Origin of the sequence: Tenacibaculum holothuriorum (assembly GCF_002120225.1) — a bacterium.
GTDB lineage: Bacteria > Bacteroidota > Bacteroidia > Flavobacteriales > Flavobacteriaceae > Polaribacter > Polaribacter holothuriorum.
Genome location: NZ_LAPZ01000013.1, coordinates 45,405 through 59,494 on the forward strand (window position 1 = coordinate 45,405; position 14,090 = coordinate 59,494).

13 protein-coding genes are annotated in these 14,090 nt (G+C 31.1%); all 13 read right to left on the minus strand.

The annotated features are described in order from the left end of the window. Window positions 1-5: 5 nt before the first annotated feature. On the minus strand, window positions 6-272 hold the full coding sequence (locus WH52_RS12350; protein ID WP_086031267.1) for a DUF2188 domain-containing protein: 267 nt from the start codon (window positions 270-272) through the stop codon (window positions 6-8). A 50-nt stretch (window positions 273-322) separates the two neighbouring features. Next, on the minus strand, window positions 323-775 hold the full coding sequence (locus WH52_RS12355) for a DUF4231 domain-containing protein (RefSeq protein WP_086031268.1): 453 nt from the start codon (window positions 773-775) through the stop codon (window positions 323-325). A gap of 40 nt (window positions 776-815) precedes the next feature. Continuing rightward, entirely contained in the window at window positions 816-1,355 is a 540-nt protein-coding gene (locus WH52_RS12360) for a sigma-70 family RNA polymerase sigma factor (protein ID WP_086031269.1), read from the minus strand. A 285-nt stretch (window positions 1,356-1,640) separates the two neighbouring features. After that, on the minus strand, window positions 1,641-1,982 hold the full coding sequence (locus tag WH52_RS12365) for a DUF3703 domain-containing protein (protein ID WP_086031270.1): 342 nt from the start codon (window positions 1,980-1,982) through the stop codon (window positions 1,641-1,643). A 46-nt stretch (window positions 1,983-2,028) separates the two neighbouring features. Continuing rightward, complete coding sequence (locus WH52_RS12370; protein ID WP_086031271.1) at window positions 2,029-3,642, minus strand: amidohydrolase; 1,614 nt, start codon at window positions 3,640-3,642, stop codon at window positions 2,029-2,031. Window positions 3,643-3,644: 2 nt separating this feature from the next. Then, window positions 3,645-4,013, minus strand: a complete 369-nt coding sequence (locus WH52_RS12375) for a DoxX family protein (protein ID WP_086031272.1) — start codon at window positions 4,011-4,013, stop codon at window positions 3,645-3,647. A gap of 32 nt (window positions 4,014-4,045) precedes the next feature. Then, complete coding sequence (locus WH52_RS12380) at window positions 4,046-4,255, minus strand: hypothetical protein (protein ID WP_086031273.1); 210 nt, start codon at window positions 4,253-4,255, stop codon at window positions 4,046-4,048. Window positions 4,256-4,309: 54 nt separating this feature from the next. Next, window positions 4,310-5,743: a M20/M25/M40 family metallo-hydrolase gene (locus tag WH52_RS12385; protein WP_086031274.1), complete on the minus strand. Its 1,434-nt coding sequence runs from the start codon at window positions 5,741-5,743 to the stop codon at window positions 4,310-4,312. Window positions 5,744-5,795: 52 nt separating this feature from the next. Further along, window positions 5,796-6,281, minus strand: a complete 486-nt coding sequence (locus WH52_RS12390) for a DinB family protein (protein WP_086031275.1) — start codon at window positions 6,279-6,281, stop codon at window positions 5,796-5,798. Between the two features lie 43 nt (window positions 6,282-6,324). Beyond that, window positions 6,325-7,878 (minus strand): alanine/glycine:cation symporter family protein, encoded by a 1,554-nt coding sequence (locus WH52_RS12395; RefSeq protein WP_086031276.1) that lies wholly within the window; start codon window positions 7,876-7,878, stop codon window positions 6,325-6,327. Window positions 7,879-7,995: 117 nt separating this feature from the next. Next, complete coding sequence (locus tag WH52_RS12400; RefSeq protein ID WP_086031277.1) at window positions 7,996-9,138, minus strand: helix-turn-helix transcriptional regulator; 1,143 nt, start codon at window positions 9,136-9,138, stop codon at window positions 7,996-7,998. Window positions 9,139-9,167: 29 nt separating this feature from the next. Next, window positions 9,168-10,943: a TonB-dependent receptor gene (locus WH52_RS12405; protein WP_086031278.1), complete on the minus strand. Its 1,776-nt coding sequence runs from the start codon at window positions 10,941-10,943 to the stop codon at window positions 9,168-9,170. Window positions 10,944-10,980: 37 nt separating this feature from the next. Beyond that, entirely contained in the window at window positions 10,981-13,998 is a 3,018-nt protein-coding gene (locus WH52_RS12410) for a tetratricopeptide repeat protein (RefSeq protein ID WP_086031279.1), read from the minus strand. Window positions 13,999-14,090 lie beyond the last annotated feature (92 nt).

Below are 14,090 nucleotides of genomic sequence, written 5' to 3' on the forward strand. Positions count from 1 at the left end.
AGAAATTAGCCTGCATATTGAACTCTATCTACCGAACCATCCGTTTTGTGAATTACTAAAGCTTCGGCATCTTGCAGTTGTATGATTTTTTTTCCTTTTAAAATAGCACTTCTTCTGGTAGTATGTTGAGAAATAACTTTTTCGCTTCTTTCCTTAAAAACTACCCATTGCCCTCTACGGTGCATAACGTGTAGCTTTTCTCCAGAAGAACCGGCTTCTCTAAACTTATCGCTTAAGTTTTCTTTTCTGTTATTTACTCTCTCACTTACCATCTTACCAAAGATACAAAATCAATGAATTAACTGCAATTTTTATACCGTAATTAATTCCCGTTTTCTTCCATACGAAGCTCTTTCCATTTAAAACTTCCTTTGTTTACGATGGCTTGAAAATCTTTATGTATTTGGGTAATATATTCTGAATCGTTTTTTTCTTCTATAGAAGCTAATTTAGTTTTTAAATGAAGCTCTTTTAAACGGTCTCGAGTTTCTCCATAAATGACCCATAAATCTTTATGATTATAAAAACCATCCCAAGCAGCAAAAATAGTGCTCATAGCACTAAAGAAAAGGGTTAGTATTTTAATGATAGTTTTATGGTCAGGGAAATCGTCTCCAACAGCAACCAAGAAGGTTATTAAAGCAGAAGAGATAGCAATACTAATATAAATTCTGAATGATTTTTTTTTGTTTTGTTTGGTACGACAAGAGCTAAATTCTATCATTTTTACAATTTCTTCTTGTAAAATTTCAAAGCGGGAGAGGTTGGTTTGCATAGTTTGGTTAATTCTTGCTCAAACATACTTGAAAAAAGAATTAATTACAAACTTTACAATCGTCTTTATCTTGAATTTCACCTACCAGTTTTCCTTGTTCGTTTAATACAAATCCACAACAATCCATAAATCCTTTGGCAATTAGTTTGCGAGCACGTTGTATTTGAGATTTTGTAGTTGGTAAGCTTTGATTGAGTTGTTGGGCAACCTCTTGTTGTTTTAAACCTTTAATGTCCGATAGAAACAAAGGGTCTCTATATTTTTTAGGAAGACTTTCTAAAATACCTCGTAAACAATCTTTTTCCGTGTGTTTATACTCTTCTATTTTAGTTTCTGTCTCGAAATTTGCTAATTCAAAGGTTTGATTGGTGCTTTTGAAATAATCCATAATAGAATTTCGAGCAATGGTAAAAATCCAAGGTTTTAGTTTGGTAATATCTTTAAGAGTATGAAGCTTCGTATGTACTTTTATAAAAGTGTCTTGTAATAGATCTTCGGTAACATCTTTATCTTTTACTTTACTTAAGATAAAGTACTTGATATCATCGGCATATTTTGTCCAAACTTCATGTGTAGTCATATTATAAATTTACAAAAAATGTTTTATTGAGTGGTTTTAAAAATGTATCGAAACATAAGTGCTTCGATACATTTTCTTTTTCAATTCGAAAATGAATCGAATCGATAGTTAACAAATTAATTTATTAGCAATTGCAGTTGTTGCATGTGCAGTTTTCACAAGTACAACTGTTACAGTTTCCATTTTTACATCCTTCACAGTTGCAAGTACATTGATTTTTATATTTCATATTATTCTTTTTTAAAGTTTCATATAATAGACTTTGTAATCTTTAAAAAGATGCATTTAATTTAAAAAATATTTTTGAAGTTCTTTTCTAATAGGAATCGATTTGATAGGAGAGATGTTAACACCACCAGTATTTCCTTTTGGTACCCAGATGTTTGTAAAAATGATTGAAGCTAGAATACGAGTAAATTGTCCTAGGGTTTCTTTAATATTTTTTGATTGAATTCCATGCAAGAGCATCCAGTAATGAGAAATTGTATGTCTATACCAATGTTTTTGTCCTAAAATATGAGCGTTTTCAAAATGATAAAATGACACTTTAAAACGTTTGTTTTTAAGTGCCACTTTACCCAATGTTAGTTGTTCTTTAAATGCTTGCTTTCGTAATTGTTGTGTCATGATTTTTTACAATCAGACATTTAAAAAACAAAAAAGATGCATTTATTTAGTTAACTTTTTCTCCATTAACATAGGTTTCTAAAACTTTTGTGTGTGGAATCTTTTTTTCATCAACAGTCATGATATCATTTTCTAAAATGATAAAATCAGCTACTTTTCCAATTTCAATACTTCCTTTTTCAGCTTCTTCAAAATTAGCATAGGCATTCCAAATAGTCATTCCTTTTAAGGTATTCTCTCTAGATAAAGCATTATTCATTTGATAACCGTTTTCTGGATATCCTTTTAAATCTTTACGGATACTTGCTGCATAAAAGGTGTAAAGCGGACTCACATGTTCAATTGGAAAATCTGTTCCTAAAGCGACTTTACCATATTGTTTAAGTAAATCGTTATAAGCATAGGCTCCTTTGATTCTTTCAGCTCCAACACGTTCTTCTGCCCAATACATATCGGAAGTAGCATGTGTTGGTTGTATAGATGGTAATACATTTTTAAAGAAATGAAAGTCTTTTAAATCTACGACTTGTGCATGTTCTATTCTCCAACGACGGTCTTTTTTGTTTTTTAAGACCTCGTCATATGTTTTTAACATTACATAATTTGCTGAATCACCTATGGCATGTGTATTCATTTGATATTCTGAATTTGCAATTCGTTGTGCTAAGTTTTGTAAATCTTCATATGAATTCACTAAGGCTCCAAAGTGTCCTTTTTTGTCGGAATATTCATCTTTTAAGGTAGCCCCACGTGAACCTAAAGCTCCATCTGAATATACTTTTACAGAGCGTACATGCAAACGATCTGTTTTAACAACTCCTTTGTTTAAATAATAATCAAGATTTTCTTTATTGTTGGAAATCATAGCATAAATACGCATTTTTAAATCTCCTGTTTGTTGTAGGCTATCTACTAACTCAATAACTTGTTTGTCTAAACCAGCATCATCAACCGTAGTTAACCCTAAATCAAAACATATTTTCTGAGCATCTTTTAATGCCTGAATTTGTTCTCTTTTAGATGGTTTAGGTATTTTGATGAAGTTCATTGCATTGTCAATTAAAACCCCTGTTAGTTTACCATCTTTTTGAATAAATTCTCCACCATCAATTTTTGATTCCGTAGAAATTCCTGCTAAATCAATTGCTTTTTGATTTACAAGTATCGCGTGTCCGTCTATTCTACGAATAGCTACAGGTGTGTTAGGGAAAACACTGTCTAGTTTTTCTTTTGTAGGGAATTCTTTTACTTCCCAATCATTTTGATCCCATCCGCGTCCTGTTATAAAAGTGGTGTTTTTTTCTTTTTGAAAAGCCACCAAACGCTGTAATACATCATCATAACTTTTAGTACCTACCAAGTTTACTTTTTGTTGTTGTAATCCTAATCCATAAAAATGACAATGTCCATCAATAAATCCTGGGTATACAGCATTATTTTGGGCATCTATCGTTTTTAAAGTGGTGTATTTGTTTTGGATTTCTTTATTGGTGCCAACAGCAATAAATTTACCGTCTTTAATAGCAAAACTTTCTGCTTTGTCAAAGTTGTCGTTTACGGTATATGCATTGGCATTAATAACAATAAGGTCGGCTTTTTCTTGTTGTTTACAAGAGATTAAAGCAACTGAAAAGAGTAGGAGGAATATAGTTTTTTTCATATTTATTTTGATTCATTTTTATAAATAACTAATGTCCAACCAATGAATAATAATTGAACAATTATTCTAATATATGCTGCGGTTTTTGACCCAATAGCAGGAATCTCTTTAAAGGCATCCCAAATATGAATAGGCATAAAAGCTATCATTAATAAGAAAATACCGTAAGCAGATTTTTTCTCATATCCTTTTATAAATAAACCAATTCCTAAGAGAATTTCTATAATTCCAGAAATATAGTTTACAGCTAATTTTGGTAAGAAATTAGGAATAAATCCGTTGTAAAATTCTGGATTATTAAAGTGATTAAAACCTCCATATATTAAAAAGATTGCTAATAGTATTTTTAATATTAGTAAGATGTATTTCATTTATAATGTTTTACTATTATGTAGATGTAATTTTAATTGTTGTTTAGATTTTTTTCAAATTGTTTTCTAAAGCTGTAATTAAAATAAAGCCCCATAAAAATTCCAAAAAAAATAATTTTAAAAAGTAGTTTCCATATTTCAAAATTACCGTTGTCATAATATGTTAATGCAGCTGTAAAGGTTCCATATCCTATTGCCGAAAAAACACCTGCTTTTATTGCTTTTTTTGTGTAAGGTTGCATGTTTTAAATTATTAAAAGACGATTAGTTTAATCAATGATTATTAAAAAGTGAATTTAAGGCTTTAAAGTTTCGTTGTTGTAAAGGTATTTATCCATTAAATACACAATACTAGCCATTGAGGCACTTCCTAATTCTAACTCTCTTTTGTTTACTTTATCAAAAGTATCGGTTGCAGCATGATGGTAATCAAAATATCGTTGTGAATCTGGTCGATATCCTACTAAGGTTACATGTTCATCTTTTAAAGGACCTATGTCTGCACCACTACCTCCAGCTGTAATGTCATGTAAGCCATAAGGCGCTAACAATTTTTTCCAACTTTGTAAAAGTTTTCTGTTCTTTTCATTTGCATCAATTGAAAAACCTCTTGGAGTATGTCCGCCAGCATCCGATTCTAAGGCTCCAATATGTAACTCTCCATTTTCTTTTGCTAAACGAGCGTATTCTGTAGCTCCTCTTAATCCGTTTTCTTCATTCATAAAAAATACAATACGGATGGTGTTTTTAGGTTGAATATTATTCTTTTTTAATAAATAAGCTACTTCTAGTGATTGTACAATTCCAGTACCATCGTCATGTGCTCCCTCACCTAAATCCCAAGAATCTAAATGACCTCCAATTACCATAATTTTATTTGGATATTCACTTCCTTTTATTTCCCCAACTACGTTATGAGAAGGAGCGTCAGGTAAGTTTTTACAATTTTGTTTGAAATAGAATTTTAAGTTTGGATTCTCTTTTAAATGCTTGCTTAAATTTTCTGCTGCTCTTGAACTAATTGCCGCTGTTGGGATATATTCTGATTTCGGAATTTCTCCATAACCCATAGATCCTGTGTGCGGATAATCGTCAATTCCATTAGTCATAGAACGAACAATTACAGCTTTAGCACCAAATTTACCTACTGTTGCAGCACCTCCATAACGTTGTCCTACACAACCTCCATAGGCTTTAAAAGTGTTGATTAATGTGTTGTCGAAAGCACCGTTGAAGAATACAATTTTACCTTTTGCTTTCTCTCCTAGTTTTTTAGCTTCATTTAAGCTTTTTACTTCAATAAGTTCTGCTGTAATACCTTCTTTAGGAGTTGCGATAGAACCTCCTAAAGCACAGATAGGAACATTGATTTTTTCTCCGTTAAACTCATAATTTGCAACTTCTTTTTCTCCACGTACCCAATGCGGAACCATTACTGGTTGTAGCCAAACAGAATCTAGTCCAACTTCTTTCATTAGTTGCTCTCCCCAGATAACTGATTTGGCAGCACCTTCTGAACCAGATAACCTACTACCAATATTTTGTGTTAAATCTCGTAACCATTCATAGGATTTACCTTCGGTTAAAGCGGCGTTGAAAATATGTTTTATTTGGGTTGAATCTTTTTTGAATTCAGTAGTTGAAATTGAGCTTTTTGTAGTTTCTTTTGATTCTGTTTTACAAGAAAAAGCAAGAAAACTAAAAGCTATAAGTGCAAGTGTTTTTTTCATTTCAGAAATTTATTAGGACATAAAACTACAAAATAGAATTAAGATTTTGTAGTTAATGTTTATTTCGTTCAATAAAGTAAAATAACATATCTGTTGAAGGTGCTTTTGTTAATTTTAATTGATGGCCGATTGTAATTATTTGACCACGATGAAAAGTGCTATGATTCATGCAATGTTTAATTAATTCAAATTGTGGAAATTCACCGCTTAAAAATTTAGTTTTTACTAATCTAGATTCGTTAAAGTTTTTTTGCTTTTTCACATATTCAAGAAAAGCAATTGATTGCTCTATTAGTTGTCTATACTTATCTTGAACTGAATTTTCTGATGATTCGTTATAAGGAGACTGATTTAGAATAGAATAATATAGTATTTGGCCATCTAATATGTGTTTGACCGTTTTTAAGATACTTGAGAAACTTGATTGACAATCTTTAGTAATTAATTCTTGATCATTTGATTCAAGCCAAGTAATGATACGTTTATTGGCCCATAAGTTATAAGTAACTAAGTCTATTATTTTATTGTTATCCTCCATTGAATTTCTACTTATAGGTAAGTTATAAAACTACAAAATAGAATTAAGAATTTTTATGAATAGCTGTTTTATATCTTTTTAATTCTTTAATGACCTTAGGAGCAAGTAGAATAAGCCCAATCATATTAGGAACCATCATAGAAAAAACCATTGCGTCTGAAAAATCGATAACAGCGTTTAATGTAGCTGCAGCTCCTATAACAGTGAAAATGCAAAAGATGATTTTATAAATATTTCCTGTTCTTTTTTCTCTTCCGAAGAGATAAGACCACGCTTGGTAACCATAATAAGACCAAGAAATCATTGAAGAAAAGGCAAATAAAATTACTGCAACTGTAAGTACATAAGGAAACCAAGAAATACCGCTTTCTAAAGCTTTTGAGGTTAAAATAGCGCCTTGTTCAAAAGATACTTCGTTACCAGCTGTTATTTGTCCAGTAATAATTAAGGCTAAGGCTGTCATGGTACAAACAATTACTGTATCAATAAATGGTTCCAATAAAGCAACTAAACCTTCACTTGCTGCATAGTTCGTTTTTACAGCAGCATGGGCAATTGATGAAGAGCCGATACCCGCCTCATTAGAAAATGCTCCTCTACGAAATCCTTGAATCATCACCCCTATAATTCCGCCTGCAATTCCTGTCGGATTAAATGCACCTTGTATAATTTCGTTTATTGCATATGGTATTTGAGTATAATTCATTACTAAAATAGTAACTACCGCAAGAATGTAAACCACAACCATTACAGGTACAACTTTATCGGTTACTTTGGCTATTTTCTTAATACCGCCAATAATTACAATTCCTGCAAAAATTGCCATGACTAAACCAAATAACCATCCTTTTCCATAGATAAAACTCTGTTCACCTCCAGTTACATATTCAAACAATTTAAAAGCTTGGTTTACTTGAAACATATTTCCTCCTCCAAAAGAACCCCCAACACACATGATGGCAAATAGAATAGAAAGTCCTTTTCCTATTTTACTATATCCAATTTCTTTTAGACCGTTTTTTAAATAATACATAGGTCCGCCAAAAACGGTTCCGTCTGTTTCAATTTCTCGGTATTTAACTCCTAAAGTACATTCTACAAATTTAGAAGCCATTCCTAAGAGTCCAACGACAATCATCCAAAAAGTAGCACCAGCTCCTCCAATGGATAAAGCAATGGCAACTCCAGCAATATTTCCTAATCCAACAGTAGCAGAGAGTGCAGCAGTTAAAGCTTGAAAGTGTGAAACTTCTCCGTCTCCTTCCACCTTAATAGTTTCAGGAATATCACTTTTATTTTCAGGTTTGTCTACACTATCATATTTACCTCGAACTACATTGATAGCAGTTGTAAATCCGCTAAAATTTATTCCTTTGAAATAGATAGAAAAATAGGTTGCTCCACCCACAAGAATAATAAGAACCCAAGGAATTGAAATGTTTTCAGTAATTGGAATTTGATATAAAATAGTATCGGTAAACCAACTGGTAGCATTGTGAAATGATTGATTGATTTTTTGATCTAGTGTTTGTTGATTTTCTTGCGCATTTATTGAAAAAGACAAGAAAATGATGAAGAATGAGATAAACCGTTTCATTATTTGGAAATTAAAATTGATGGTTGCTAAATTGCTTACAATCAGTTTTAAATGAAAGGTTACGTAGTGGTGTTTTTTTAGTTTTTAGTGCTTAAGTATATGATTAAGTATGTAGTTTTAATCACATTTTATCGTTGCAAACTGTAATAAATCATTATTTACAGCATAGGTGATTAATTGCTCTTTTCCACCAGAACCAGAAACATTTAATGCTTTTTTAATTTGATAAATGTGTGCTTGAAATCCGTCTACACTAATGTTCATTGCTTCTGCAATTTCAGTATAAGATTTTTTAGTACCACAAACACCTAAGTTGGCTAAAACTTCTTTTTGTCGATCTGATAATTCAACTTTTGATGATTTTTTTAGCTTTTTATATTTCTTTTTTTGCTGTTGAATTTCAGATTTGAGGTGTTTAATAGTGTCTAAATGACTTTCGTTCGCTATTAATAGAGTTTCTTTATCTTTTTCTAGCTTATTTTTTCGTTCTTTTATTTTGACGAATTCAGATTGTTGTTCTTCTTTTTCCGCCAATAATTTCCAGCTATATAATAAGATGGTAAATAACAAGATGAACAAAAATTTAAATGAAAGTGCTGTAACTATTCCTAATGTATTCCATGAGTTGAGGTTCATCCAATTTTGTACATTTTCGGTAGGAAAAATTCGATGTGTAACTGCAATAATGATTAAAACAAAAAGTATAAATGTTGGAAGATACATAAATTGCATTCCTCTATTTTTAAATGCTTTGTTTAATTCTTGTAGAAGAGCAAAAGCCACTACGAGAGAAATAGGAATATCTATCAGCCAAATAACATTGTTGCTTGAGTTTTCTTGATTTCCGCCATAAAACGATATTAAGAATACAGAGGCAATCATGAGTAGGATTCCACCGAAAATCATAAAGACTTCTTTGTTAGAAAATCGTTCTATAATTCGAATTACTAAATTCCTTTTTTCATAATGTTTTATGGAAGGAATTGACATTAGAATAAACAAAGAGTTTAGTAATGAGAATAAAACTCCTAAGCTAACAATAATTTTATGCTGGTTATCGAAACCAAAAATAGATATTAACACAATGTTTAAAAAAGCGCCTAATCCCCAAGAAAAAATAGCTAAAGAAAACCACTGAATTCCTTGTACCGATTTAATATTGGTACTTCTATTTTTTTCTTTTACATAAATTCGTTGAATTACAAAGGCAGTAACCAAACAAACTATGGCTGTAATATAATTAGATACTAAGACAAACATTCTTCGAATGTAAGACTTTTCTGTTAACTTTAGAAAAGAGAATCAAACTTCCAAGTTAAACCTGCCATCGCTTGAAAACCTTGTACATTAAAATTCGTAAAACGTTGATAGTTGTTGTTTAACACATTGTTTAAATTAAGATATGCAGAAAAAGAATCACTAAAATTATAGCCTCCGTTTAAGTTTAGGTCAACATAACTTTTTAAGCTAACAACATTGAACGGAGCAGGAGCATTACCCACATATTGAACTCCTTTCCTAGACCCAACGAAAAATAAATTTCCGCCAGCATACCACTTTTTAGCTTTATATGTTCCAAAAACTTCTGCTTTTACTTCTGGTAAATTCCAAGGATGTTGTTGATTGGTTAATGTATATTTATTGAATTCGAAATTGGCTCCTAAGACAGTATTTTTGTCAAAGTCGTATTCAACTTCTCCAAATACTGAAATGGTTTTCATATCGTCGTAAAGTACTCTAAACGAGTTTCCGAATTCGTAACCAAAGAATGTGAAACCACCATTAGACACTGAGTTCCCATCAGATTTTGAATAGTTTAAAGAATAAAACGGATTATCTTCAGTATCGCTATAACTTGCTTTTACATTATAGCTAAGTTGTTGGCTTAATTTACCACGAATACCACCAAATGCTGCATGTTTTTGATTTGTTTGTACTACATTTAGCGTAGGAGAAACAAAAGGATTTTCTTTAGCTAAACTACGGTAACTGTTGGTAGTTAAATCACCAGTAGCACCAACAAAAACATTAGCAAAATCTTTTACTACTGGATAGGAAACTTCTACATCTGGATAGATGAAAAATTGATTTACACTATTTTGCAGGTCTAATGAAAAATACGCTTTAGCTCCTAATTTTACCAAGAAATTTTTCGCCAAAAAAGAATAGGTTGGATGTGCTCCTAATGTTAAAAAACGATGTTTGATTTCGTCAGTATTTTCATAAGCTTGTACAAATTTACCTCCCACAAAATTAATCGCAGTATTTAAGTGTAAGTCATTTAAATCTCTGTGTATTCCATCTAAAGGAAATGTAAATTGTACGTTAGCATCAGCAGAAAATTCACTGCTTTCTAAAGCATCAGCAAAAAATCCGATAGAAATATTTCCTTCGTTTATATATGACTCTTCAAAATTAATTTGACCAGTTACGTTGTAAAAACCATAGGTTTGTGCTTCTTCAATAGCGTCAATAGCTATGTTTGAATAGGTAATATTGGTTGGGAGTCCGTACCAATTGTATTTATCTCTATCAATGTTTAATCCTATTTTCCAATCAAAATAACGATCGGTTTGTTTGTAGAATAGATTTAATTTAGCATTGTAAAAAGTACTGCTAAGTTGTGTGTTTGCAACAGGATCTATCGATAAGTTAAACTTAGCATAAGCTCCTAATTCACTATTGTAATATTCACTTTGACGGATAAATGTTTCGAAAGAAGGTGCTACGTTATTACCAAAACCAATTGATAAATAATTAGCAAAAAGACGTTCTCTTTTTCCTAAATCGATCTTTTTCATTGTTCCACTTTTAGGAATAAATGTAGATGCTACAGGAACCGAGAAAATACTATATTCTAGTTCTTTCTTTTTAGTTTGTTTGGTATGTGTTACTTGTGGCTTTTGCTTAATTTTAAAAGCATCGGTAACTTTTGGTACGTAAGAAGTAACAACATTAACAACTTCAGTTTTTATACTGTCGTTTGCTTTTTTTGTTGGATTTTTTTCTTGTGCATTTACAAATGCAGTAAAAAGTATTAAAAGTGATGTTATAAACTTTTTCATGTAGTAAAATCTTAAATTAAAACCAGTGTTCGTTAGGTTAGTTTTGAGAGTTGTTAATCGATTCGTTGGTTTTAGCTTCTTTATTCTTTATAGTTCGAAGTTCATTTTTAGCTTCTTCAATAATGTCTTTAAACTGAGTAAAGTTTTTAATGATATTTTCTAAAATATAAGTGGCTTGGTATGCGTCTTTTAAAGCATAAAAGTTCTTCGCCATTATTATATAACTCTTAACTCCCCAATATTTATAGTTTGAATAATTGGCAATAAGGTTTTGAATTGTTTTGTTTGAATCTTCGTAAAGCTCGTTTTCGTGAGCAAACATAGCATTGTAGTACAAGCTTTCGGCTTTTACTTCACCTGTAGCTTTTTTACTAATTTCCATATAGTAATCTTCTGCAGTAGTAAAGTCTTTTGTTTTAATTGCAGATCGAGCTAAAATAACTCTAGCGTCCTCTGCAATGGTATTGTCTACTTTTGCATTTGCTAATACTTTTTCGGCATATTCTACAGCTTTAGTGTATGCTTCTTTATCATAATATCCTTTCATTAAATTACTTTGAGCAAAAATGATGTTTTGAGGATAATTTGCTTCCGTTTCTAATTGCTCAAGAATTGCAATACCATTTGTCCAATCTTCTTTTTCGAGATATAATTTGGCAAGTTTAGAAAGCGATTCTTCACTAAACTCATTTTTTTCTTGACTTACAACAAATTTATAATGAGGAATAGCCTCTGCATATTGTTTGTTGTTGTAATACGATTGCGCTAAATAGAAATTAGCTTTTAAAGCGTTTAATCCGTTTGGAAAAGCTTTTAGATATTTATTGAAACCAGTAATGGCTTTTTGGGTGTTGTTTTCTAAGAACTGATTTTCGGCAGACTCATACGTTGCATTGTCTAATTCGGCATCAGAAACATTTACAAACTTTACTCCTTTTACCCAGGTGGCATATTCATCTACACGACCTAAATCGATATACACGTTTTTAACATTGGTAACCGCCTGTTTAGCTTCGTTGGAGTTAGGAAATTTACTAACCACTTCTTTGTATTTTGATAAAGCTTTTTCACTATTATCATTATTATAATACAATAACCCTTGGCGTAATAATACATTCGGAATATAACTACTCTTTTTATGAGTCGTTAGAAGTTTATTATATGTGCTTTGGGCTTTTTGTGAGTTTCCTTTTGCAGTATATGTTGTTGCTAATTGAAAAAGTGCATCGTCGTTTAATTGAGAGGTTTCGAAGTTGTTAATTAACTCGTTTAATTGTTTGATTTTTTCATCATTGTTACCTGCTAATCCATAACTCATTGCAGTTTGATAAGTGGCATAATCAGAGCCAACACCACCTTCTTGAATTACTTTATCAAAGGCTTTTATGGCTTTGTCGTATTGTTTTGTTGCATAGTATGAATCTCCTAACCTGTTGGCAGCATCATCGTTTAAGTCAACATTATCAATCTTACTGTCTAAGAATTTTTGAAAGTGATTAGCAGCTAGATCGTATTTTTTCTGTTTAAAATAGCTGTAGGCAATTTGATAATCTAATGTTTTTGCTTCAGGAAAATCTTTGTTCGTAATTAATAAGAAAGAAGACAAAGCATCGTCATATTTTCCTAATAAATAGTTGGTTTCCGCTAACCAAAAAGTAGCTTTATTGCTCACTTTTTCATCGTTAGCTTTAGTTGCAGTGAAAAAATAAGGTACAGCTTCTTCAAGTTTTTGCTCGTTAAATAATTGAATTCCTCTATACAAAGAAACTTCATTATTTATATCTTCATTTTCTGGAGTTTTGTTAGCATTTAAATACTCTAAAGCTCCTTGATAATCTCCTTGGTGTAAGTAAGAAGTAATTAATAAATCGCTAACTTCTTTTTTGTTCGGTGACGTAGGATATTTTTGTAAAAAAGCTTGTAAAACTTCAGGAACACTTTTATACGGGTTCCCTTCTTCATAACTTAATTTAGCATAATGTAATGCTGCGTTTTCTGAGATTTTAGCATCAAAATCCATTTCACTTGCATTTTTAAAAGCGTTTAAGGCTTCTAATTTTTTATCAAGTTTTAAATAACATTCTCCTAAATGATAGTATGCGTTTTGAGCGACTTTATTTGTTGAACCAATAATTTTATTGAAGTAATTTACAGCATTTTCGTAATCATTTTGCTTATAGTACGCATATCCTAAGTAGTAATAATCGGTATTCGTCCATCTCCCTCGTTTACCTTTATATGCTTTTAAATACGGAATTGCTTCTTTATATTTTTTAAGATTGAAATAACTTTCACCAATGATTTTTGATATTTCAGATCTTTCTTTTTTGTCTTTGGTAGTCGCTAATAATTTTTCTCCAATTTGAACCGATTTATCAAATCTTCCAGCTTTAAAACTAATGTCTAAAATGTAATAATTTGCTTTTGCTTGATAAGTTGCATCATCTGCTAACTGACTCAAATTATCTTCAGCCTCACCAAAGTTTTCTTGTTTGTAAGCAACATATCCGTAGTAGTAACGAGCATCGTTACCATAGACAGGATTTCCTAATAATGTTTGAAATTTTGCTTTAGCATCTTTTAAATAATTTGAAGCCAATAAAGCATATCCCATTTTATAATTTAACTCATTCTTTTCGTCTTGGGTTAATAGTTTGTCATTTACTTTTTTGTACCAACGTAAAGAATGTGCCGCTTTTCTGTTTGCAAAATAATGATTACCAACTTTTAAAAATATGCGATCTTTTTTATTGTTGTACGGATAGTTCTTAGCAAAATCTAACACCTTATTATTTGCATTTTCTTGATTCAGTTTAATCGCACAAATAGCATCGTAATAATCTGCATCAACTTTAACATTTTTATACTGTTTATTTTCTTTAGAAACTTTAGCAAAAAGTTGTTGGGCAGCAGCGTAGGCTTTGTTGTTGTATAAGCGTTTTGCGTTTTCAAAATCAGCAATTGTAGTTGTGTTTATAACAGATTGTTGTGCTGATAAAGAAAGGGTTAAAGAGAAAAATAAAAAGAAAATTAGGTGCTGTTTTAGCTGAATCATATGCATGTTTTTTATTTAGCTACAAACTATAACGTTTATTTTTTTAAATTGTTGGGGACTTTAATGCCAAAAGTAAGAAATGTTGTATAAAT

What these genes read in the sequence shown, in the direction of transcription:
- WH52_RS12375 (WP_086031272.1), bottom strand. Translation starts at nt 4,013, where the DNA reads ATGAAATACATCTTACTAATATTAAAAATACTATTAGCAATCTTTTTA.
- WH52_RS12385 (WP_086031274.1), bottom strand. Translation starts at nt 5,743, where the DNA reads ATGAAAAAAACACTTGCACTTATAGCTTTTAGTTTTCTTGCTTTTTCT.
- WH52_RS12370 (WP_086031271.1), bottom strand. Translation starts at nt 3,642, where the DNA reads ATGAAAAAAACTATATTCCTCCTACTCTTTTCAGTTGCTTTAATCTCT.
- WH52_RS12395 (WP_086031276.1), bottom strand. Translation starts at nt 7,878, where the DNA reads ATGAAACGGTTTATCTCATTCTTCATCATTTTCTTGTCTTTTTCAATA.
- WH52_RS12350 (WP_086031267.1), bottom strand. Translation starts at nt 272, where the DNA reads ATGGTAAGTGAGAGAGTAAATAACAGAAAAGAAAACTTAAGCGATAAG.
- WH52_RS12400 (WP_086031277.1), bottom strand. Translation starts at nt 9,138, where the DNA reads ATGTTTGTCTTAGTATCTAATTATATTACAGCCATAGTTTGTTTGGTT.
- WH52_RS12390 (WP_086031275.1), bottom strand. Translation starts at nt 6,281, where the DNA reads ATGGAGGATAACAATAAAATAATAGACTTAGTTACTTATAACTTATGG.
- WH52_RS12410 (WP_086031279.1), bottom strand. Translation starts at nt 13,998, where the DNA reads ATGATTCAGCTAAAACAGCACCTAATTTTCTTTTTATTTTTCTCTTTA.
- WH52_RS12365 (WP_086031270.1), bottom strand. Translation starts at nt 1,982, where the DNA reads ATGACACAACAATTACGAAAGCAAGCATTTAAAGAACAACTAACATTG.
- WH52_RS12405 (WP_086031278.1), bottom strand. Translation starts at nt 10,943, where the DNA reads ATGAAAAAGTTTATAACATCACTTTTAATACTTTTTACTGCATTTGTA.
- WH52_RS12355 (WP_086031268.1), bottom strand. Translation starts at nt 775, where the DNA reads ATGCAAACCAACCTCTCCCGCTTTGAAATTTTACAAGAAGAAATTGTA.
- WH52_RS12360 (WP_086031269.1), bottom strand. Translation starts at nt 1,355, where the DNA reads ATGACTACACATGAAGTTTGGACAAAATATGCCGATGATATCAAGTAC.
- WH52_RS12380 (WP_086031273.1), bottom strand. Translation starts at nt 4,255, where the DNA reads ATGCAACCTTACACAAAAAAAGCAATAAAAGCAGGTGTTTTTTCGGCA.